This is a genomic window from Proteus vulgaris, from assembly GCF_033708015.1.
GTDB lineage: Bacteria > Pseudomonadota > Gammaproteobacteria > Enterobacterales > Enterobacteriaceae > Proteus.
In genome coordinates this window covers 373,375-395,363 of record NZ_CP137920.1, presented here as the reverse complement: position 1 = coordinate 395,363, position 21,989 = coordinate 373,375, and the positions used below count along the sequence as shown (strand labels likewise).

At 37.2% G+C, this 21,989-nt stretch carries 20 protein-coding genes and 1 pseudogene; 14 read left to right on the top strand and 7 right to left on the bottom strand.

The window, feature by feature from the left end; translation table 11 throughout:
* Positions 1-103 precede the first annotated feature (103 nt).
* From deoC to prfH, 4 genes are all read left to right on the top strand, one after another.
* Positions 104-772 carry a deoxyribose-phosphate aldolase gene (gene deoC, locus SB028_RS02045; RefSeq protein ID WP_069368083.1) on the top strand — a complete coding sequence of 223 codons (669 nt, stop codon included), beginning with the start codon at positions 104-106 and terminating at the stop codon, positions 770-772.
* 55 nt (positions 773-827) lie between these two features.
* The gene (locus SB028_RS02040; protein ID WP_069368084.1) at positions 828-1,604 is read left to right on the top strand and encodes a DeoR family transcriptional regulator; all 777 of its coding nucleotides are present in this window, start codon (positions 828-830) and stop codon (positions 1,602-1,604) included.
* Positions 1,605-1,917: 313 nt separating this feature from the next.
* The gene (locus SB028_RS02035; protein WP_069368085.1) at positions 1,918-3,054 is read left to right on the top strand and encodes an RNA ligase RtcB family protein; all 1,137 of its coding nucleotides are present in this window, start codon (positions 1,918-1,920) and stop codon (positions 3,052-3,054) included.
* Positions 3,054-3,665 (top strand): peptide chain release factor H, encoded by a 612-nt coding sequence (gene prfH, locus SB028_RS02030; protein WP_069368086.1) that lies wholly within the window; start codon positions 3,054-3,056, stop codon positions 3,663-3,665. The genes SB028_RS02035 and prfH overlap by 1 nt, the downstream gene beginning before the upstream one ends.
* 220 nt (positions 3,666-3,885) lie before the next feature.
* On the opposite strand, the gene SB028_RS02025 is transcribed toward prfH, so the two are convergent.
* The 4 genes from SB028_RS02025 to dpaL form a co-directional block, all read right to left on the bottom strand.
* Positions 3,886-5,160, bottom strand: a complete 1,275-nt coding sequence (locus tag SB028_RS02025) for an MFS transporter (RefSeq protein ID WP_069368087.1) — start codon at positions 5,158-5,160, stop codon at positions 3,886-3,888.
* Between the two features lie 95 nt (positions 5,161-5,255).
* Positions 5,256-6,842 (bottom strand): N-acyl-D-amino-acid deacylase family protein, encoded by a 1,587-nt coding sequence (locus SB028_RS02020; protein ID WP_069368088.1) that lies wholly within the window; start codon positions 6,840-6,842, stop codon positions 5,256-5,258.
* A 72-nt stretch (positions 6,843-6,914) separates the two neighbouring features.
* Positions 6,915-8,099 carry a YgeY family selenium metabolism-linked hydrolase gene (locus SB028_RS02015; RefSeq protein WP_069368089.1) on the bottom strand — a complete coding sequence of 395 codons (1,185 nt, stop codon included), beginning with the start codon at positions 8,097-8,099 and terminating at the stop codon, positions 6,915-6,917.
* Positions 8,100-8,129: 30 nt separating this feature from the next.
* Entirely contained in the window at positions 8,130-9,347 is a 1,218-nt protein-coding gene (dpaL, locus tag SB028_RS02010; protein WP_069368090.1) for a diaminopropionate ammonia-lyase, read from the bottom strand.
* A gap of 364 nt (positions 9,348-9,711) precedes the next feature.
* Between dpaL and SB028_RS02005 the strand changes: the two genes are divergently transcribed.
* The 8 genes from SB028_RS02005 to SB028_RS01970 all read left to right on the top strand — a co-directional run bounded on the left by SB028_RS02005 (position 9,712) and on the right by SB028_RS01970 (position 18,096).
* Positions 9,712-11,496 (top strand): sigma-54 interaction domain-containing protein, encoded by a 1,785-nt coding sequence (locus tag SB028_RS02005; RefSeq protein WP_069368091.1) that lies wholly within the window; start codon positions 9,712-9,714, stop codon positions 11,494-11,496.
* Positions 11,497-11,699: 203 nt separating this feature from the next.
* Positions 11,700-12,383 carry a type I restriction endonuclease subunit R, EcoR124 family gene (locus SB028_RS02000; protein WP_413242933.1) on the top strand — a complete coding sequence of 228 codons (684 nt, stop codon included), beginning with the start codon at positions 11,700-11,702 and terminating at the stop codon, positions 12,381-12,383.
* A 563-nt stretch (positions 12,384-12,946) separates the two neighbouring features.
* Positions 12,947-13,807 carry a helix-turn-helix transcriptional regulator gene (locus tag SB028_RS01995; protein ID WP_069368093.1) on the top strand — a complete coding sequence of 287 codons (861 nt, stop codon included), beginning with the start codon at positions 12,947-12,949 and terminating at the stop codon, positions 13,805-13,807.
* Positions 13,808-13,825: 18 nt separating this feature from the next.
* Complete coding sequence (locus SB028_RS01990) at positions 13,826-14,902, top strand: chemotaxis protein (RefSeq protein ID WP_069368094.1); 1,077 nt, start codon at positions 13,826-13,828, stop codon at positions 14,900-14,902.
* Between the two features lie 56 nt (positions 14,903-14,958).
* Positions 14,959-16,530, top strand: coding sequence for a cobalamin adenosyltransferase (locus SB028_RS01985; protein ID WP_069368095.1), 1,572 nt, complete (start codon positions 14,959-14,961; stop codon positions 16,528-16,530).
* The gene (locus SB028_RS01980; RefSeq protein ID WP_128860610.1) at positions 16,527-16,811 is read left to right on the top strand and encodes a YkgJ family cysteine cluster protein; all 285 of its coding nucleotides are present in this window, start codon (positions 16,527-16,529) and stop codon (positions 16,809-16,811) included. Before SB028_RS01985 ends, SB028_RS01980 begins: the two co-directional genes overlap by 4 nt.
* A gap of 316 nt (positions 16,812-17,127) precedes the next feature.
* Complete coding sequence (locus SB028_RS01975; protein WP_069368096.1) at positions 17,128-17,334, top strand: PAAR domain-containing protein; 207 nt, start codon at positions 17,128-17,130, stop codon at positions 17,332-17,334.
* A gap of 321 nt (positions 17,335-17,655) precedes the next feature.
* A complete protein-coding gene (locus tag SB028_RS01970) occupies positions 17,656-18,096 on the top strand; it encodes a hypothetical protein (protein WP_171729921.1) in 441 nt (146 codons plus the stop codon).
* Here the strand turns inward: SB028_RS01970 and tnpA are convergent.
* Positions 18,059-18,484, bottom strand: coding sequence for an IS200/IS605 family transposase (tnpA, locus tag SB028_RS01965; RefSeq protein ID WP_318859757.1), 426 nt, complete (start codon positions 18,482-18,484; stop codon positions 18,059-18,061). The two genes, SB028_RS01970 and tnpA, sit on opposite strands and share 38 nt — an antisense overlap.
* Positions 18,485-18,540: 56 nt before the next feature.
* On the opposite strand from tnpA, the gene SB028_RS01960 reads away from it, so the two are divergent.
* Complete coding sequence (locus SB028_RS01960; protein WP_318860131.1) at positions 18,541-19,710, top strand: RNA-guided endonuclease TnpB family protein; 1,170 nt, start codon at positions 18,541-18,543, stop codon at positions 19,708-19,710.
* 65 nt (positions 19,711-19,775) lie between these two features.
* Here the strand turns inward: SB028_RS01960 and SB028_RS01955 are convergent.
* Together SB028_RS01955 and SB028_RS01950 are read right to left on the bottom strand one after the other, a co-directional pair.
* A pseudogene (locus tag SB028_RS01955) lies at positions 19,776-20,114 on the bottom strand (integrase core domain-containing protein); the annotation flags it as partial.
* Between the two features lie 622 nt (positions 20,115-20,736).
* The gene (locus SB028_RS01950; protein ID WP_069369809.1) at positions 20,737-21,114 is read right to left on the bottom strand and encodes a hypothetical protein; all 378 of its coding nucleotides are present in this window, start codon (positions 21,112-21,114) and stop codon (positions 20,737-20,739) included.
* Positions 21,115-21,257: 143 nt separating this feature from the next.
* Here SB028_RS01950 and SB028_RS01945 point away from each other — a divergent pair, with 143 nt between their 5' ends.
* Entirely contained in the window at positions 21,258-21,920 is a 663-nt protein-coding gene (locus tag SB028_RS01945; protein ID WP_069369810.1) for a hypothetical protein, read from the top strand.
* Positions 21,921-21,989: the final 69 nt, after the last annotated feature.

The window sequence follows — 21,989 nt, the reverse complement described above, 5'->3', positions numbered from 1 at the left end:
TATTTAAATATCATTTGTGATTGTTATCATGTTAAAACAGCACTAATATGTTGCCAAACTAACATGAGTGATAAATAACAATCTTCTTATCAAGGAATATACTATGCGTCCATTAGCTAATTATATCGATCATACCCTTCTTGCAGCAGATACAACTGAAGCACAAATCAAGAAATTGTGTGCTGAAGCCGTTGAACACGGTTTCTTCTCTGTTTGTATTAACACTTCTTACATCCCTTTAGCAAGAACTTGCCTTGAAGGAAGTGATGTCAAAGTATGTTGTGTTATCGATTTCCCATTTGGTGCAGGTTTAACTGCAACAAAAGCATTTGAAGCGGCTGAAGCTATTCGTCAAGGGGCACAAGAAGTCGATATGGTTATCAATATCGGCATGTTAAAAAGTGGTCGTTTAGACTTCGTAAAACAAGATATTGAAGCAGTAAAAGCAGCTTGCGGTAATACAACTCTGAAAGTTATTTTAGAAACTTGCTTATTAACTGACGACGAAGTACGTTTAGTTTGTGAAATGTGTCGTGAGATCCGCGTTGATTTTGTGAAAACATCAACAGGATACAGTACAATGGGCGCAACGGAACATCATGTCGCTTTAATGCGCAAAACCGTTGGTGATGAAGTCGGCGTGAAAGCATCAGGTGGTGTTCGCGATCGCCAAACCGCATTAAACATGATCAAAGCAGGTGCAACACGTATTGGCGCTAGTGCAAGTGTCGCTATCGCAACAGATTCAGATGCACCTGAATCAACTTACTAATTATTTAGCGTCTATTTTCTTGGAGTACGCTACTCGATAATACAAGGATCCTTCGGTGATAGAGACCAAACAGCACGAACGTTTGCGCCGCCTCAGTGAATGTATAAAACGCTCAGGTCGCATTCATCTTAAAGACGCCGCGAGGATCCTTGAAGTTTCTGAAATGACAATTCGGCGCGACTTAAGTTCTGACGCTGAAAACCCTTTTCCAATGTCATTACTAGGTGGCTACATTGTTGCATTAGCCCAGCCTCATTCAGGGTTAATCTCAACATCCTCTGATATTATTACGCCAGATCAAACGGCAGAACTTCATATTCCTAATCTTGCTGCAGGTATGGTATCTGACGGCGATGTTCTTTTTTTCGATAATGGGCAGCTTATTCCCGCGCTGATTGAACTTATCCCCGATAATCTGCATTTCACAGGGATCTGTTATTCTCATCGCGTATTTTTAGCATTAAGCCAGAAAAAAAATGCCACTGTATTACTCTGCGGAGGAGAATATCGCCCTAAAAGTGACTCATTCTACAATCCGACTCAACCTTCTTATCTGGATAGCATCAATCCCAAAAAAGCCTTTATTTCAGCCGAAGGGGTTCATCTCGATTTTGGCGTTACCTGTTATAACATCGACGATCTTTATATGAAGAAAAAAGCGATGGATAAATCTATTCGTAAGATCTTACTCACCAAATATCACTTTTTTGATGAAACAGCGACAGGCAATATGGGCGATTTAGCTCAGTTTGACGTTATCATTACAGATAGAAAATTAACGGATGATTATGAAGATTATTGCAGAAAAAGCTCAGTAAAAATAATTTATTAAATTAAATAATAGAAAGCTAACTAAAATAAATAATAAAAGAAAACCAGTTTTAAATTAAATAAAATCTATTTATTCTTTTTTTAAAATAAAGAAAACCACACCACTTTTTCATTGCTAAAACAAAAAAAAGTGGTTACTATGCCCGCGATTTAATATTTCTCACCCATTTTACATCGCTGCAAGGAGGTATCCCATGACAACAACAAATATGAATACCCTTTGCGGACAATCTCAGAAGTAATCCTTTTTTCCTTCTTTTTGCTGTCCGCCAATCAATTTATTTTTTTATCCTTTACATTATATGGATTGGTATATGGACAAGTGTGTTCATTATTTATCTGATCGCGTTTGTTATATCGCATCGGATAATACTTGGATTGAAAGCAAAGCAATCCAACAACTAGAAACAACGGCTCAACTTCCTGATATGGCTTATGTCGCAGGTATGCCAGACCTACATCCAGGTCGTGGTTATCCTATTGGTGCAGCCTTTTTTTCTGTTAATCGTTTTTACCCTGCCTTAGTCGGAAATGATATTGGCTGTGGCATGACACTCTTTCAAACTGAATTTAAAAACAGCAAACTCAACTTAGATAAAGCCGAAAAACAGCTGAGTGAAATGCGTGATATCGCACCTTCAGAATGGCTAGAAGCGCATCTATCCACTGAAATGCAAAACCACCCATTCGCTGGCTCTTTAGGCTCTATTGGTGGGGGGAATCACTTTGCTGAATTCCAACAAATTGACCAAGTGCTTAATGAAACACTTTTCGTTGAAAGTGGTATCAATAAAAAACAGTTATTGCTATTAGTTCACAGCGGATCGAGAGGTTTTGGGCAATCTATCTTACGTGCCCATACCGAACAATTTGGTCATAAAGGACTTGTGGCTAACACCGAAGATGCAAATAAATATTTGCAAGCTCACAATAATGCACTGGATTATGCAAAAATTAATCGTCGCCTTATTGGTGAAAGAATGATGCGCCAAATTCGCACTCAAGGTGAAGTTATTTCTGATGTAAATCATAATCTTGTAGAGCCTTGTGAATTACATGGTCAACAAGGTTGGTTACATCGCAAAGGTGCAACACCCGCGCATCACGATATCGTGGTGATCCCAGGTTCTCGCGGTGATTATAGCTATATTGTTAAGCCCATTGTGTCTGAATTAAGCCTCCATTCACTCCCTCATGGTGCAGGTAGAAAATGGATGCGTACAGAGTGCAAAGGTCGATTGTCACACCGTTTTACCCCTTTACAACTTTCACGAACGGCATTAGGTAGCCGTATTATTTGTGCCAATAAACAACTGATTTATGAAGAAGCCCCGCAATCTTATAAATCGATTGAGACAGTGATTGAAAGTATGGTGAGTATTGGATTAATCGAAGTTATCGCTCGTTTAAAACCCGTGATCACCTATAAAACAAGTGGAGAGATGGCGTAATGTTATTACAATTCACCTCTGCACAAGGCCCTGAAGAGTGCTGTTTGGCGGTTGAAAAAGCGTTAAATTACTTTTTGAAATCCACTACTAAACGACAAGTGAACGTCACCGTGCTTGAAAAAGAACCTTCACGCCATGGTTTAAAATCAGCGTTAGTGTCTCTTGAAGGTGCGGATGCACAGGCTATCGCACAACAATGGGCAGGATCTATACAATGGCAATGTGCAAGCACGTTACGACCACGACATAAGCGTAAAAACTGGTTTATTGGTGTTGCTTGTTTTGAACAACCTGATGAAATTAATGACAAAGAAATTGTCTTTGAAACCATGCGTTCAAATGGCCCTGGAGGTCAGCATGTTAACAAAACCGAATCAGCTGTCAGAGCAACGCATATTGCCACAGGCATTAGTGTAAAAGTGCAATCTGAACGTAGCCAGCACGCGAATAAAAAACTCGCTAAGCAACTTATTGCATGGCATTTAGAGGCTTATATGATGAAACAACATGCTTCATTAAATAGCCAACGCCATATTGCCCATCACCGAGTTATTCGTGGTGATGCCACACTCTGTTTTAGTGGTAGCGACTTTGTGCTTATAAACAAATAATGTAATTAATCTAATAAAAGCAAAGCCACGATCTTTCATCGTGGCTTTTTTAGGACAAAAGCACCCTACAATAAGATTTTTTAAATTAAAAAATCCATAAGCGTATAATGAGTTTTAATAAATAAATCTTACAGTTAATACCGTTATTTTATTTAATTAATCTTATTTGTTTTAATAAGATCACACTTATTTAAATATAAACGTTATTGATACTGATTAATTAAGCTTGTGCGGGTGTGTTTTTCATTTTAACCGTAAACGTCACAACAGCAGAGGCGACTAATGCAATTATCATAAACATAAATGCACTGTCATAACTACCGCCACTGGCTTTGATTAAGAACCCCATAACCGGTGCGGAAACAACACCCGCCATTTGACCGCCGAAATTAACAATCCCTGAAGCACGTCCCATAATTTTATTTGGGATAGTATCCATTAAAATACCCCAAAACATTGCCATAGCGAAAAACATAAATAGTGCGGAAATACACTGATATACAACAGCCATATCAGCACTTTCAACGGTATATGTCATATATAAGAAGCCTGCTGCAATCACTGCGGTGATCATATATAACCATTTACGCTGTGATTTACATTTATCAGAAACATAGCCCCCTAATAATGTACCACCCGCACCAAATAAGAATGGAATAGCCGCCATTACACCTGTTTTCGCCAAAGAGAATTCACGAACAGTAATTAAATAACTGGGTAACCATGTTGAGAATCCCCAAAAGGTAATATCAAACAGAAACCAAATTGCTGCCATTTGCCACAATACGGGCATTTTTAAAACATCTTTAAAAGGCACTGCTTCAGCGGGTTTATCCGATAATGTGCCATCTGCGGCTAACTCATCGAGATCTTGTTGAGTAATACTTGGGTGATCTTTAGGATTATCACGCGTGAAGAAATAAATACCGGCTGCAATTAATAGACCAGGAATACCTAAAACAATAAACACCATATGCCAGCCAAAAGCACCGATAATACTCGCCGCAACAATAACCGCTAATGCTGGTCCTAAGGTATTTACGGTTGATTGAATTGCTGTTGCACGACCACGCTCTTTCGATGGGAAATACGTTGAGATCATTTTCCAAGAAGCGGATGGGAAACAGCCTTCACCAATACCAAATAAGAAGCGCACCGCTAACATTAACGGTAATGTAAATACCATCCCCGTTAAGCTGGTGAAAACTGACCACCATGCAATCCCGATAGCCATAATTTTACGAGCACCAAAGCGGTCAGCTAAAAACCCCCCCGGTATTTGGAATGCGGCATAACCGACAAAGAACGCACTGATTATTAAGCCTTGTTGTGTGGTATCAAGATTAAGATCACGCCCAATAAAAGGTAATGAAACACTCATTACCATTCTATCTAAGAATGAAAGTAACCAAGCTAACCAAATTAAGGATAAAACGGTGTAACGAGCTTTCCATGTTTTTTTCTGTTGAAGGTCTGGAATAATATTTGAACTCATTTTCCTGTTCCTCAGGTAAGGGAAAACCATCACGGTTGAAGAACAACCGTGATAAACAGAGATAAGATTTAACGTTTAAGAGCGTTATTGTGTGGTTATGCTCTTAAAACATGGCCACTACAGGCGTAACTTTCGATCCCATTAACTAATGCGATACGGCCATTAACCATCACTAAATCGATCCCTTCGGGATATTGGTTTGGTTCAACAAACGTGCCTTTATCAATAATGGTTTCAGGGTCAAACATCACAATATCTGCGGCATATCCCTCTTTAATTAATCCTCTGTCCGTTAATCGAAGAACTTCAGCAGGTTTACCTGTCATTTTGCGGATAGCTTGTTCCCATGTAAGGCATTTTTCTTCTCTGACGTATTTCCCTAAAACACGAGGGAATGCACCAAATACACGGGGATGAGGCTTACCGGCTCCCATTAATCCATCAGTACATACGTTTTGTTCGGGGCGACATAAGAATTTGATAACGTGTTCTTCTGTGCCATAAAAATCCACCATTCCTACTGCATTTTCTTCTTCATATAGCAGGTCGAAGGTTGCGTTATACGGATCTTTACCTCTTAATTTGCCTAGCTCTACAAGACTAAGACCAACGGCATCTTGGTTTTTTTCTGTTTTAGAGCTCGTCACATAAATATTTTCTAACCCCGCAAAATCAATAAAGTTATCCCAACCTGGAATGCCTTTTTCGATATCTTCAATCATCTTTTTACGCAGCTCAGGAGAAGCTAAGCGTTCTAATAATTTCTCTGTACCTCCTGCGTGAACCCAAGGCGGTAAAATCACCCCAAGCATGGTGCTGCCTGCGACATACGGATATTGGTCAAAAGAGATACGAATGCCCTCTTTCTGTGCTTGCTCTAACATACCTAGCATTTCATCGATTAATCCCCAGTTTTTCTTACCGCAAACCTTCATATGGGAAATATGCAACCAAACACCCGATGCTTTAGCAATATCAATAAGTTCTTGAGTTGATTCAATAATATCGTCGGCTTCACTACGCTGGTGAACAACAAAAATACCATTATGTTTTGCAGTGACCTTACAAAGTTCGATCATTTCAGCGGTATCACCAAAGGCACAAGGCATATAAATCAGTCCTGTTGATAAGCCAAATGCCCCTGCTTTTAACTCACGCTCTAAGATCTCACACATCTTGGCGACATCTTCACGAGTAGACGGATTACCTTCTAATCCCATCGCTTCCATCCGAATGTTGCCATGAGGAACAAGGTAAGCAAGATTCGTTGCAGAGCCTCTCGCTTCTAACATACCTAAGTAACCTTCGGTATTTTTAAAATGCCAATCAATGCGGTCAGAATCACCATCTAACCCCGCAATATTTTTACGCCATGCTGAGATATATTGTTCTGGTAATGGCGCTAACGCGACACCATCTTGCCCTAACAATTCAGTGGTGATCCCTTGACGGATTTTGGCGGATAAAGCGGGATTTAACAGAGCAGAAAGATCAGAGTGAGTGTGAGTATCAATAAAACCGGGACAAACTATTTTTCCTGTGGCATCAATAATCTGATCATTCACTTTCGCCTCAAACTGACCGATTTTTATTATTTTACCTTCATTAACCACAACATCAGCTTGAAATGCACTTGCCCCTGTTCCATCAATAACAGTGGCGTTTTTAAATATTGTTTTCATTCTGTTATTTCTCCAAAGAGCATCTGACAGTTTCACCAGATACTCTTCTAGTAAGGATTTATTTCGTAAGACTTAAAGGTGATAAAGGCTGTTCATAATGCTGTAATAACCACTCGCAGCACCTTTTAACTGTTCAATTTCAATATATTCATCAATGGTGTGTGCTAAGTTTTCGCGAGATGGGCCAAAACCAATGGTTTTAATACCCGCTTCACCGGCATAGTGGCTACCGTTAGTACAGAAAGAGTATTGTGTGACCGTCGGTTTAAAGCCGGACTCATGCAGCCCTTTTAAAACGCTTTGTACATAAGGATCACTCTCTTCTAATACCCACCCAGGGAAGAAGCGCTCACCTTCAATAGTGGCGCCGGTGTAACATTTTTCAGTGCCGTAGGCATAAGAAACTTTAGCTTTAAAATCAGCATCTTGAGAGGCGAGTTCATCAATAGCTTTTTGTAATGGTGCGAGCACGGCTTCTTTCGTTTCACCCACTAATAAACGGCGATCATAAGTAGCACGACAATATTCAGGCACAACCGAAGCGCCCGGATAAGGTGATGATTTAATATCTGTGAGTTCTAAGATCCCTTTTCCTAAGACGGGATGAACTGAGGGGGTTAAGGTTCTGATCTTCTCGATCAGTTTTGCCATTTTATAAACAGAGTTGATCCCGGCATCTGGATTGGCGGAGTGAGCAGGTTTACCAAAGGTTTCAACAACAATTTCAGCACGACCACGTTGTCCAATTTTGAGGTTTAATTCGGAAGCTTCCCCAATCACGACATAGTCTGGTTTATAGCGCTCAGAAACGAGTCTTGCGGCAACACCTTCAAAACACTCTTCATGCACAATACAAGAGACATAAATACGACCAGCAAAGTTACGCTGATTATCTTGACCATAAAAACCGATCGCTGAAATCATCGCAGCAACGGCGCCTTTCATATCACTGGTGCCACGACCATAAATCTTGCCGTCTTTTATTTCTCCGCCATAAGGCTTTTCTTTCCAGTCACGCTCACTAACCGGCACAGTGTCGATATGACCATCAAAAATAAGGGTTTTCCCTGGATGTTGACCTATAATTCCACCAATAATATTGCCGTATTTATCAATATGAATATCGTCAAAATCATAGTTTTTCATCATCTCTTCTATGACTTTAACAACATTACCTTCTTCACCTGAATAGCTTTTTTGTTGGATTAATAATTGGCAATTCTTAATAACTTGATCAAATCGGTTTGCTGATAACATACTGTTCACTCCAAAAGACTTATTTGTTTTTTAAAATTGTTTGAAGCTAGGTAACTCGCCATCCCACACGATATCGCGATAACGTTCAGGATCGGTGTCACCTTCAGTGCTTATCACAAGCACTCTTGCATTTTCATCTAATCCCAGTTCTTCCTTCGCACTGTGATAAACAGGTGATTGCATCAAAATAGAGAGCAAGCCTGTTGTCACGGCACCAGATTCACCAGAAATGATGTGCGGATCACCGGGTAAAGGATTCCCTAAAATCCGCATTCCCCTCGTTGCGACGGCATCAGGGCAAGAGAAAAATGCCGCTGAATAATCACGTAATAAATTCCACCCAATACTATTGGCTTCACCACAAGCCAGCCCTGCCATAACGGTTTGTAAATCCCCACCAACAGGCGTTGCATCCGCTTTTCCTGATACCGCAGATTGATATAAACAGTCGGCAATACGCGCTTCAGCCACAATCACTTTGGGTGCTTGTTTGCCATAAGCGGCGGTAACCATGCCTTGTACCATACCCGCAAAAGAGCCCACTCCGGCTTGCACAAAAATATGCGTTGGGGGGACTTCATGTAATTGCGCAAGAGATTCCAGCATTAACGTGCCATAGCCCTGCATGATCCAAAGAGGGATCTCTTCATAGCCATCCCATGCCGTGTCTTGAACCACAATCCAGCCATATTTTTCAGCCATTTCAGCCGTCATTCTCACGGCATCGTCATAGTTCATATCAACGATTTCAGCGACTGCACCTTCACGCAAGATGGCATCTAAACGTTCTTGTGACGATCCTTTTGGCATATAGACCACGGCTTTTTGCTTCAACTGTCTTGCCATCCAAGCAACACCACGTCCATGATTCCCGTCAGTGGTTGTCGCAAAAGTGACACCATTTAACTTTTTTCTGATCTCATCACTGATCATGACCTCATAAGGTAATTCACTGATGTCCATTTCGAGGAAATCAGCAATATGGCGTGCCATCGCATAAGCACCACCTAACGCTTTAAATGCTTTCAAACCAAAACGAAAAGATTCATCTTTGAGATATAACTCACCCACTCCTAATGTTTTGGCTAGATGGGGTAAATGAAATAACGGTGTAGGTGCGTATCCTGGAATAGTTCGGTGAAAATCTAACGCTTTAGCTAACTCTTCATAACGAAAAGGGGCAAGCTCAGCGGTTGGTTTTCGCGTAAATGAACTTTGGTTAATCAGGTACTGCAATTGCTCCTGCATGGAATTACCTCTTAATCACACTTTAAAATTCGCGATAACCCAATATCGCGATTAATCGGAATACATAGGGTTATCCCCTGTATCGCAATATGTATGCCAACTCACTCAAAAAGCATTTAATAAAGATATAATTAACTGATTTAAAACATTTTTATTATTTAAACGATTAAAATATGGGATTAATCATGCAGAAAAGCTGTGATCTAGGCGGTTTTATTTAGATGATAAATTATCAATAATAAGAAACTGTGTGAGCTTTACACAAAAAACGTATAACTAACTAATAAATAATAATTTAATTAAACCCATTAAATGAATAATGATAATTTATTATCAATTATGATAATTTTAAGGTGAGAATGTGATGCACTCATTACTCAGTACCCTGCAAGATGAAATCAGCAAGTACACCGATGCCATTGCGGGTATCACCGGTACCGATGTTGAAATTATTGATAACAATTTAATTCGTATTGCAGGTACGGGACGTTATCGCTATATGCTCAATCAAGATGTCTCTAGCAATGGGTATATTTATCGCCATGTACTGCAAGTCCAAAAAACAATTCTCATTGAAGATCCAAAAGAAAACGATCTCTGTCAGCTATGTCAAAATCGCTTAACTTGTACCGAAGAGCTTGATCTCAATGCGCCAATTTTTCTCAATAACCAAGTTATTGGTGTCATTGGTATTATCTGTTCTAACCGAGAACAGAAAATGTTTTTGATGAAACAAAAACAAGCCTTTATCACCTTTATCGAACAGTTTTCGGAGATGATTTCAAGTCGTGTTTTTGAATGCCTTGAAAGGCTGAGAGAGCAAGAGCGATTTGGTACTTTTCGAAACTTGATTGATGTCATGGATAGAGGGGTAATTGCCATCGATAGCCAAAGTAAAATTTGGCATGCCAACCTATCTGCTCTACGTTTCTTTGATTGTGAATTAATTGGGCAATCTCTTGATATCGATATGACTGGCGATATTCTTTATGGCGATGAAGAGGCTTGGCTGATTTTAAATAAACAGCGTTATCATGTGCTCTGTAAAAAAATCACCTTCTCTTCTGTCGATAATGACCAACTCACCATGGTCATTTTCCATGATGCTCGTGATTATATGACACAGGTAAATACCTTATCTGTTGATGAAAATCCGCACTCCCCTTTAATTGGCAACTCACACAATATGCTCCAATTAAAAAGCATGTTAAGCAAAGTTGCGGTTAGCCACGCCAGCGTACTTATCACTGGAGAAAGTGGATCAGGTAAAGAAGTCGTCGCCTATACCATTCACCAACAGAGTTTACGGACAAAGCAGCCATTTATTACTATTAACTGTGCTGCTATTCCAGAACAGCTGTTAGAAAGTGAGCTTTTTGGTTATGTGCGAGGCGCGTTTAGTGGTGCAGATCCTAAAGGACGCATTGGTAAATTTGAATTAGCCCACGGTGGAAGCCTATTTCTTGATGAAATCGGCGATATGCCGTTACATTTACAAGCCAAACTTTTGCGTGTACTTCAAGAAAAAAGCATTACGCGTGTTGGCTCTAACAATATGATTAATATCGATGTACGTATTATTGCAGCCACAAATAAAGATCTGCGCGACATGGTCAATAAAGGGCAATTCCGTGAAGATCTGTTTTATCGTCTTAACGTTGTCCCTATTCACACGCCCGCCCTACGTGATCATCGAGAAGATATCGCAGAGCTCGCTCAGTTTTTTGCTGATGATTTAGCTTTAACCTATAAACGTCCTACGACGAAGATCCCTAACTCTATTATTAACTATTTATATTCTTATGAGTGGCCGGGTAATATCAGAGAGCTACGTAATGTGATTGAATATATGTATGTTATGCAAGGTGATACCGCTGATTTTAATCTTAGTCATCTTCCTCCTTACCTAGTAGAAACAACACATACTGATACATCAGAAAAAGAAAAACGCAGTGAGGTTTATACAAAAGCTAAAACGCAATCGTTAAACACACACGAATGTCTCAAAACGCAGAACCTGACCTCAGAGTATCAAACCATTATGAATATATTAGAAAAAACAGGAACCACATTGGAAGGAAAGAAAAAAGCGGCAAAAATCTTAGGTATCAGTATTGCGACTTTATATAGGAAAATAAAAAATCACTAGGGATCAAAACAAAACTAGGAAGAGAGCCGGAGCTGAAAGGATAAGATAATTATAATTATTTGAATTTGAAGTAAGCGCCTAATTATAGACAGTTATAATACACTCCATCTCTAACTTAACATCCGTGAAGTTCAGTGCCATAGTATAGAAATTCATGTTAACCATCTACTGAAAACGATGAAGAACATGAAGTCACACTATCCATAGATGAACAAACCTATTTAAGCCTCGTCCTTCGTTATAAAGAGTTAGTCAGTAAAGAGGATGGAAGTGGTTCTGATGGTGGAGATGTTCCTTTTGATATCAGCGGTTACTTAACTGAAATAGATACTGGGAAAATCGACGCTGACTATATGAATAGTCGCTTTGATAAATATTTAAAAGAACTTAATGATCCTCAAGACGTTGCAAGTATTGAAAACACATTAAACGAGCTGCATAAGTCGTTTGCCTCACTGACACAAAACGAACAGAAATACGCGAAACTTTTCTTACATGACTTACAACGTGGCGATGCGCAATTAATTGAAGGTCATACTTTTAGGGACTATATCAATACCTATAAAGATAACGCCGAGAATGCACAAATAAGTGCCGTTGTTAATGCACTTGGTTTAAATAAAGAATTACTGATGGCATTAATGGCTGATAGTGTTACTGAGAAAAACCTTAACAATTTTGGTCGCTTCGATGCATTAAAAGCGACCGTAGATAAAGCAAAAGCTAAAATCTACCTTGAAAAACAAGATGGTGTCACTTTACCTCCATTTAAATTAAATATTCGCATTGATCAGTTTTTAAAGCAGTTTATTTTTGCAAAAACAGATGATCTCTTAAGTGATATGGTTGACATAGCAGACAACGAATGTCGCCCTTTATCATCATGAGCACTTTAATTAAGAAACAAAAAACCGCTAGCCATAAAGGGAAGTGAGGGCTTTGTCAGCTGTCTGAACGCCATTAAATCAAATTTAATGGCGTTTTTTTATTAGCAACACAGGAAATAAGTTATTAATTAGGTATCATTTTCTAACTGATGCTGATAGTTATAAAAATACATTTTATCTTGAAGCCATAAATTTCTCATTTAACCGAGTTAAATTCTTAAATTATTTTATTGATATAAATCAACTTATTAAATTTAAAAACCATAAGATTAAACTTTGTTTTATATAAAAACACCAATCATTTATGTACATTGGTTGTTATTTATACTTACCTATATAATAAACATATAAGTAATTAACTTAACTTTTTAAAATAAACGTCTATTCTTTTCATCACATGAATTAGGTATGAAAATAATCGTTATTCATAGCATTAATTTAAATAACACTGATTTTAAGATTTATCTTATAAAATAAACTACTTTCCACTGACACCATTTGTCATTCTATTTGGTATATTAATTTCAAATAAAATTAAACGTTATATTATTTCTGAGTCAAAAATGGATGATGATAAAAAGAATCAAGGAATAAGATTAGCAACTATTATTCTAGATACATACTTACATGGAGAAGTCGATAAATATGAACTTGCAAATCGCTTTAATGTAAGCGAACGCACAATTTATCGAGATTTAGGTTCATTGAGTTTAATTTTAGAACACAAAGGAAACTCGAAATATGGGTTTTCCACTGTTGTAGAATATTACAAAATGATTTCATTTTTTGGTATCGATAAATATTTGCCTGACTTTAATCAAGCATTTTTAAAAAGTATTCCGAGCACAATAAAAAATGAAAGTGTATCTATTGAGTTCAATGGTGTTGAACATAAGATCAAAAGCTATCTTAAAAAACACTATGATTCAATCAAATATGCCATTGAAAATAAAAGAAAATGTAAGATTTTATACAAGGGTAAAAATCGAATCATCAACCCATACAAGCTTATTTGTCACAATACTATTTGGTATTTAAAGGCCACTGAAGAAGATAAACTAAAATCATTTTCACTCAATAGAATCGAATGGCTTGATATTGATAAAGAAACTTTTTTACCTGATAAAAAGATAAAAAACATACTCATTGAGAGTAAAGATCCATGGACGACTAATGAACATTTTGATGTTTTAATATCAGTATCATCTTCTATTGCTCATTATTTTAAAAGAAGGGATATCTTACCAAGTCAATTAATAGTGAATGAAGATAACAAATTTTTAACTATATCTTGCTCCGCAGTGAGTGAAAAACAGATTTTACCTCTTATTCAATATTGGCTTCCTAATATTAAGATATTAGAACCGCAGTGGTTGAAGTTGAAATTTGAAGAGAGTTTACGAGAATATATTAATCAATTATAGATAATTGGAGAATAGGTTATGGCAATACCATTTATTATTGCAGGTGCTGCGATCGCTGCTGCTGCATTTGGCGGAAAGAAAGCTTATGATGGATATCAAACAAAATCAGAAGCTGATGATATTTTATCAACTGCTAAAGATAAATATGATAGTAAAAAAGAAGAACTTGATCGTGTAAACAATAATACCTCTATTCATTTAGAAAAATTGGGTGCTCTTGAATTACAAATAGGTAAAGATTTCAATAAATTTAATACAATAGCCCAAGAGATTTTGAAAAAAATTAATAAGTCTGGAAATGACATTTCCATCACCATACCACGTCATGAAATCAATAAAATTGAAAATTTAGCTATTTCTGCAACAGAATATTTAGGTACTGTTGTAGGTGCTGGTGCGTCAAGTGCCGCAGCTGGTTTCGCTGTATATGGTGGTGTGATGGCATTTGCGGCGGCTTCAACAGGAACGCCTATTGCAGCTTTATCAGGAGCGGCAGCCTATAATGCAACAATGGCTGCAATTGGTGGTGGCTCATTAGCAGCAGGCGGTTGGGGCATGGCAGGTGGCGCAATGGTGCTTGGTGGTGCAGTTGTCGCGCCTATTCTTGCAATCGCTGGCTGGGCTTATGCAAATCACGCTGAAAAAGCATTAGATAATGCACAAAAAATTCGTTCAGAAGTCTCTTCAGCTGTCAAAAAAATGGAATTAGCACAAAAACATTTAATCAAAACAAAAGAATATGTAGTTTCAATCTATGATGTTCTGACTGCCCAATTTAAAATTTTTGAGCCTTATCTGTTGGATTTAATCGATACCGATAAAAAAATGCAACAAAACAAAGCGATGGGAAGAGCTAATTTAGAAGGTGTTAGTGAAAACATTATTAAAACAATTGAAAATGGCTATAAATTAGCTGCAATCATGACACACTTAATCACTACCCCACTTTTTAAACCGCAGTTAAATGATAAGCAAGAAGCAGTTATTACTGATGGAGTTATTCAAATTCAAACTGATAGTAACGGCTTGCAAGTACTGAATCAAGATGCTTTAGAAAAGCAATTGAATATAGCAAAAAACGCGACATTATCTTAAGAGCTTAATTCAAAATAAATAGCAGTAATTATGCTGCTATTTATAGGTACAAAATCATGGAACGTACAGATTATAATTGGCAACAAGAAATTAATAATACGATTGTTCAAAGCCTTGTAACATCTTTTGGTTTAGATTTTTTATTATTAAAAGACAAAAAAGGTGGTGATGTTGATACAACACATAATGTGAGAGAAAATATTTGGGCTACGGATACTGAAAAATCCAATTATGAAAATCGTGAAAAATATGACAAAGATGCTTATCATAAACATCAGAACTATATAAATACAAACAGAGAAGGAAAGCAGCATAAATTAAATGGGGAATTAAAAGATTCTTATACTGGCGAGACTTTTAACCAAAACGATAAAATTAACCTAGACCATATTATCGCTGCCCACGAGATACATAATGATCCTGCACGTCTTCTTGCTGAGCTTGATGGTAAAGATTTAGCGAATAGAGATTATAATCTTACTTTTACAAATGAGACATTAAATAAATCCAAAAAAGCAGATTCGATGTCTGATTTTATCCTAAGGTTACAAACCCAACAGACTGAAATAAATTCTGAAATTAATACCTTAGAAAAAAAAGCACAACTAACAGATAATGAAAGAAAAAGATTAACCTCTCTTAAAAATAAAGAAAAAGCCAATTTTGAAGAAATGGTTGCTATAGATGCCAAAGCAAGAAAAAAATATGATGCTGAAATTGATAGTAAGTATTATACCAGTAGCAAATTTTTTTCTAGCACAGCCTCTTCAGCAATAAATATTGGTTTTCGAATGGGTACAAGGCAAATGCTGGGAATTATATTTGCTGAACTATGGTTTGAATTAAAAGATTCCATTCCTAAACTTATCACTAATCATAAATCAAACTTTAAATTTGATTTTTTCTTAAAGGATCTTGGTGACGTTGTTGCCAATATTTGGGAAAGATTAAAAATTAGATTTAAAGATTTTTTCACTGAGTTTAAAAATGGTTTTTTTGGTGGCTTATTAGCTAGCGTAACGACAACATTGCTTAATATTTTTCTGACCTCAACAAAATTGATAGGAAAATTAATTAGAGAGTCTTGGAGTAGTTTAGTTTCCGCTTTAAAACTTATATTTTTTAACCCAGATAATTTACCACTTGGTGAGTTATTAAAAGCAACAACTAAAATTATTTCTACTAGTATTTCTGTTATTTTAGGTTCGATAATAACATCTTGGCTTAATGGTATTCTTACATTCCCATTTGGTAATGATGTTGCCTTATTTATTGGTGCATTGTCTTCAGGGTTATTAACATTAACAATGTGTTATTTTTTAGAGCATAGCGCATTGATGCAACGAGTATGGAATTTTTTAAATAAATTTCGTGATAAATATGAATTAACATTAGAATATTATCAGAATGTTAATCGAGAACTTGATAGATATTTAGAGGAATTAACTAAGCTTGAATTTAATTTCAATATTATAGAGATGCAGCAATTTGTCACTTCTCTACAAAACACAAATTCAGAATTTGAAAGAAAATTAATTCTTAATAATGAAATTAAACGCAATAACATAGAGTTACCATTCGATGCTAATGATGATAATGCATTTGGTGGCTGGTTAAATTCATTATGATATTAACTACTACACATTCATTTCCATGTGAAAAATGTGGAGCATGTTGTCGTCATGTCAATCAAGCTGAAGAAACACAGTTTCTTGATAGAGGTGATGGAATTTGCATGAATTATGATGAAAAAACCATGCTATGCTCAATTTATCATGAACGCCCTGATATATGCCGAGTCGATCGGCAATATCTATTGCATTATCATAAACAATACACATGGAATGAATTCATTGAGCTCAATAGGATATCATGTAAATTGATTTTAGAAAGTGAAGGATCTGACTAAAATATAATTTACTCAATTTAAATGTATTTTTATATAAACATTTAAATAGTGATGATTATTTACTTTCCCCATATTAAAAATTAGTTATTTGATATGGGGATTTTTTAATAAGAATGCGGTGAATAAGATTAGAGTATTGTCCAAAAAATAGTCAATCAGACCGTTTCCTGTTGATCATTTTTACCTCCCATAATGTTATTCGAAAATATCAGCCTACATAAAAAAATTAAAAATCAAATAGATACTTAAAAATAACTTGTTAATTATCTTTATCTAGCCAACAATGTAATTTCACTTAAGTCAAAAGGGAATTTATATGGCTAATGGATATTTTTTACGAGTAGGTAATAAAACAACCTGTGGTGGTCAAATAATAACAGGTGATGATACTTTTAAGTTTTATGGCTCCTCCGCAGCACGCGAAGGCGATCTTGTTACCTGTGGTAAACACTCTGGAACTTACCAAATACTGGGTGGTATTAGTTATGTTTTGGGAAATAACCGCGTATCGCAGGAACCTTAGACAGCTTTAGCGCCTGCCCTTGCAAAGCAAAACTCATTAATTCTATTCAAGATTGTTATGTAACCGAACCATCAATAAAATCTAGCACTCGTACAGAAAGCAGTCTGACCAAGCTTGTTATTTCGAATCAAGTGGGCAAACAAAGCCAGCTAATGAAGGTGATAACACCATTAAATTGCAACTTACTGTGCCTGAAAGACAATTTATTGCAAAAGAATACCCCAAGGAAGTGCTAAAGATCCGTTTGAAAAGAGCCTATTTAAGTTTGAATTACCTCAGCGAATGGAGCATTTTGATTATCCCAATCAAGGAGGAACAAGCTTGTGTGGATCTGCTGCATTTTTTTATTGTCTGCTAAGAGATAGACCTGATATCTATGAACAAGCTGCAAAAGAACTATGGCAATATGGTACAACTAAGATTGGCAACTTAAGAATAATACCAAGTAAAGGTTGCCGTAATCCTAATGGACATTTCAATGATGCTTATGGCTCAGTTATTTCAGGACTTGATTGGGTAACATTAGCAAGCCTTAGAGACACAGAAAGCACAATACTTAGCTTTGATACTATAGATTCCCCCCTTTCTGGCGCGACCACATGGTGGGTATTAGCAAAATGGTTTGAAAAAGCAGGTTATGAAAAAGTATTTAGCGAAAAACGCCGTAAACCCTCGCCCAGTGCGGGCGGAGATATAAGGCGAAAGGCCTGCAGGGCTTTAAAGATCAATCAAGCGTTGACTGGCTCTGAACGTAGGCTCTGAGTGTTTCAATCGTTGCCCCTCCGGTGCTACAGACAAAGTACGACCTTGACCACAAAAGTCCCGTTTTACTTTGTGTCCGTAAATGTGTGTTTTGCTGGCGCAGCAGGCGCGACGATACTGATTTCAGATTGTTGACCATCACACTGACCGCCAGTTTTGGCGGGTAAGCAACCAGCAGATGCACATGGTCAGGCTCTCCGTCCATCTCAATAATTTCGCATTCAAGTTTTGCCGCAGCGGAGTCAAATGCATCACGCAGTTGAGCGATCATCTGTCCGTCAAATAGCTTACGTCGATACTTTGTCGTAAAGATCAGAGGCACGACCAGTTTACTGACACTGTGCCGCTTTCTGAGGGTTCCCGCCAGTAAATCATCATGATTACTCAATTGATATATTGCCCTAACATGTTAAAATAAAAATATTATATCAATGAGCGCTGATGATATTAAGAGCAACAAAAGTACGCATCTACCCAACACCAGAACAGGCTGAATATCTCAACGCTCAGTTCGGTGCGGTTCGTTTTGCGTACAACAAAGCGCTGCACATCAAGAAAGACGCTTACCAGCGGCACGGCGTAAATTTAAACCCGCGTAAAGACCTTAAACCGCTGCTTGCCGTGGCGAAAAAATCCCGCAGATATGGGTGGCTTAAAGAATATGATTCAATTGCATTGCAGCAGGCGGTGATTAACCTTGACGTGGCTTTCTCCAACTTTTTTAATCCGAAACTAAAAGCCCGTTTTCCCACGTTTAAAAGTAAGCATGGCAGACAATCTAGCTATCATTGTGTCGGGATCAAAGTCATTGATGGCGCGATAAAAATCCCGAAAATCGCACCGATTGAAGCGCGTTTACATCGTGAAATTACGGGGGCGCTGAAAAGTATCACACTGAGCCGCAGCGCAACCGGAAAATACTATGCGTCACTACTCTGTGATGACGGGGTAGAAGCACCGGCAAAGCCAACATTGATATCAAATATCACGGGGCTTGATGTGGGGCTGAGTCATTACGCCATCAAATCAGACGGCAATAAGATTGCTAATCCGCGCCACCTTATCAATGCCAGCCGTCACCTACGTCGAAAACAAAAAGCCTTATCTCGCAAGCAAAAAGGGAGTGCTAATCGCCGTAAAGCCCGAATACAGCTTGCAGGTGTACACGAACGGGTAGCCAATGCCCGTGCTGATTTTCAACACAAACTCTCTCGTGCAATTGTTGACGAAAACCAAGCGGTAATTGTCGAGACACTGAAATCGGCGAATATGATGAAAAACCACTGTCTGGCTCGCGCTATCGGTGATGCAGGCTGGCATGGTTTTATCACAAAGCTGGAATATAAAGCCGCAGAAAAAGGCGTCCATCTGGTAAAACTGGATCAATGGTTTGCCAGTTCGAAAACCTGTCATTGTTGCGGTCATAAAATGTCAGAAATGCCACTACATAAGCGTATCTGGCAATGCCCTGAATGTGGAGTTGAACATGACCGAGATATCAATGCGGCAATCAATATCCGACACAAGGGCATATTGGAATTACACGCGGCGGGACTCGTCGTTTCAGCCCATGGAGACCCGCGTAAATCCGTCGTACAGAGGGTTGCGGTCTGAGAAGTGGGAAGCCTCGCCGTTTACGGCGGGGAGCAGTCACTAAAGATTATATTGTTAATGTGGGGTTAGTTGAGACACACCAACATAGAGTTTTCTAACTGTTTACCATAGGCCTCCGATGGGGGCTGATTGAAACTTTCGTAAGTTCGATTTTGGTTATATCCTTGCAGCCCAAACCACGCTAATTTTCGAACTTGGCTTTACGATCCAAATAAATACCACATTAAAAATTCACGAAGGAATAAACCATTAAAACACTCGATAACCCCATTTTGTTGCGATTTTCCCGGTTGAATACGACACAGCGAAATTTGGTTATCTTCACAATAATTCAATAAGTTAACAGAAATGAGTTCAAGACCATTATCGACTCAAATCTGTTTCGGCAACCCTCTCTCACTTCTTTACGTTTTTCGCAGGGATCAAAACCATTAGCAATTAACTTTCTGGCTGTATCTCTTTTCTCTCTGGGCTTCTGCAAGTGAAATATCAGGGGGAGTGGACAGAAGGAAAACACACCATAAGCCCTAAATTTCAGGCATAAAAAAAGACGCTCTTAGCGTCTGATTTTTGGTGCGAAGGCCGGACTCGCTTTTATTAGGCAATGCATTGTTTTTATTTGATATAAATTTATATGAAATTTTTTGTATACTTAAATATATACTCAATAGTATAGAGTTTGAAAAATGGGTTAATCGACTTTTATTTCTTAAGTTTATTAAACTCTTTTCCTAGACATATGGTTTCATAGGTAAAGCCTGATATCTTAATTTGGATACCCTCCTTCTTTAATGGGATCTCTGATATAGTAATTGTATGGAAATCTATATCTTTTTGAACTTTACCCAGAGAGTGGTATGCAATCATTGGGCTCCATGATAATTCAGAATTGCTGGGGGTGATATGAAAAGAAATTGTTTGCATCGGTGAGAAGACTGTTCAAACAATCCAATGATTTTTTATAAGATATCAATCTATAACATAACATCTGTAGATGTTAGTGAAGCTACAGTGCAACTCATTAATCTATTTTATCCTAATGGAATAAGTTTTGTCGAATTCACCGCCGGTAGCTATGTTAGTGCCAAATAATCCACCATATACCCGTACAGTAACTATTCCTGACTTTACGGGTATACCTTGAATCTTTATACAATTATGGGCTGGAGAATCGTTGCAATACTTTAAACTTAATCCTACATCTGATGGGATTATCTCGCCGACAAATCTTTCTCTTCCATTCGAGTCCAAAGTTGATACAGCGCCCCCAGTTATATTTATTTCACTGGTGTAAAATATTCCAATCCTTGCATCTGGAAGAGAATTACCATAGGGAGTAATATCAGCATTTAAAGTACACGCTGTAAATAACAATGAAATGCAGATAATAAAAATCTTTTTCATACTTATCTTAATGGCTTAAAAGCCATACCTCCAAAAATCGATTAATAATGTTTTATCCATTGTAGGATAGATATTTAAAAATTGTGGTTAAAAATGGCTACTGATAAAATCAATTTATTGTGATCATAAAAGGATTTAGCATTATGAAAAAAATATTATTTTTTATACTGATAAGTATATCATTAGGTTCTTTTGCAAATGATAAAGAATATTCAGATAAAATGGCTTCATACGCTGCTATATTTGAATTCTCACCCATAAAAGGAAATATTGAAAGTGCAGTACAAGTATTCAATTATGATACTGAATCCTTACCATTTCAAGGCATTAGGTTAAGTCTATCTCCAAATGGGTGTATTGACGCTATAGAGATGATAAAGAAAACAAATGAGAATAATGAGGATAGAGTTAAATTATATAGAATAAATAACAACTTGGTATTTAACAAAGATATAAAAGGAAAGTTTAAAGAAGAAATGTATTTGTTAGATTCAAGTTGCAATATAATTAAAGATCTAAAAAATAACATAAATTACACTTACGAAAACAACCTAATAAATACAGTTACAAAAAATGGTGAAATTATAAAACGTTTTAAATTTAATAATAAAAATCAATTAACGGATATAATATTTAATAAATTGATTCAACCTAAGAATGACATGATGAAATTATTAACAAATACAGACGTAGAGTGTACTGATTTTGATATAAATAAAAATCCATTAACTTGTTCTACTTTAAGTGAAAGATCTAATAGTAGTAGAAAACTAATAATGACTTCTATCTATAATTATTATGAATAATCATCCTGCCGTAGTAAACGGTGATAATAAACAGTTGTTTCCATTGTGAAGGAAACAACTAGAGTTAAT

Excerpts from the sequence above, each read along its gene's own strand:
- SB028_RS02005 (WP_069368091.1), top strand. The coding sequence starts at position 9,712 with ATGCACTCATTACTCAGTACCCTGCAAGATGAAATCAGCAAGTACACC.
- prfH (WP_069368086.1), top strand. The coding sequence starts at position 3,054 with ATGTTATTACAATTCACCTCTGCACAAGGCCCTGAAGAGTGCTGTTTG.
- SB028_RS01985 (WP_069368095.1), top strand. The coding sequence starts at position 14,959 with ATGGAACGTACAGATTATAATTGGCAACAAGAAATTAATAATACGATT.
- SB028_RS02020 (WP_069368088.1), bottom strand. The coding sequence starts at position 6,842 with ATGAAAACAATATTTAAAAACGCCACTGTTATTGATGGAACAGGGGCA.
- SB028_RS01995 (WP_069368093.1), top strand. The coding sequence starts at position 12,947 with ATGGATGATGATAAAAAGAATCAAGGAATAAGATTAGCAACTATTATT.
- SB028_RS01945 (WP_069369810.1), top strand. The coding sequence starts at position 21,258 with ATGAAAAAAATATTATTTTTTATACTGATAAGTATATCATTAGGTTCT.
- SB028_RS02035 (WP_069368085.1), top strand. The coding sequence starts at position 1,918 with ATGGACAAGTGTGTTCATTATTTATCTGATCGCGTTTGTTATATCGCA.
- SB028_RS01975 (WP_069368096.1), top strand. The coding sequence starts at position 17,128 with ATGGCTAATGGATATTTTTTACGAGTAGGTAATAAAACAACCTGTGGT.
- SB028_RS01950 (WP_069369809.1), bottom strand. The coding sequence starts at position 21,114 with ATGAAAAAGATTTTTATTATCTGCATTTCATTGTTATTTACAGCGTGT.
- deoC (WP_069368083.1), top strand. The coding sequence starts at position 104 with ATGCGTCCATTAGCTAATTATATCGATCATACCCTTCTTGCAGCAGAT.
- SB028_RS02025 (WP_069368087.1), bottom strand. The coding sequence starts at position 5,160 with ATGAGTTCAAATATTATTCCAGACCTTCAACAGAAAAAAACATGGAAA.
- SB028_RS02015 (WP_069368089.1), bottom strand. The coding sequence starts at position 8,099 with ATGTTATCAGCAAACCGATTTGATCAAGTTATTAAGAATTGCCAATTA.
- dpaL (WP_069368090.1), bottom strand. The coding sequence starts at position 9,347 with ATGCAGGAGCAATTGCAGTACCTGATTAACCAAAGTTCATTTACGCGA.
- SB028_RS01990 (WP_069368094.1), top strand. The coding sequence starts at position 13,826 with ATGGCAATACCATTTATTATTGCAGGTGCTGCGATCGCTGCTGCTGCA.
- SB028_RS01980 (WP_128860610.1), top strand. The coding sequence starts at position 16,527 with ATGATATTAACTACTACACATTCATTTCCATGTGAAAAATGTGGAGCA.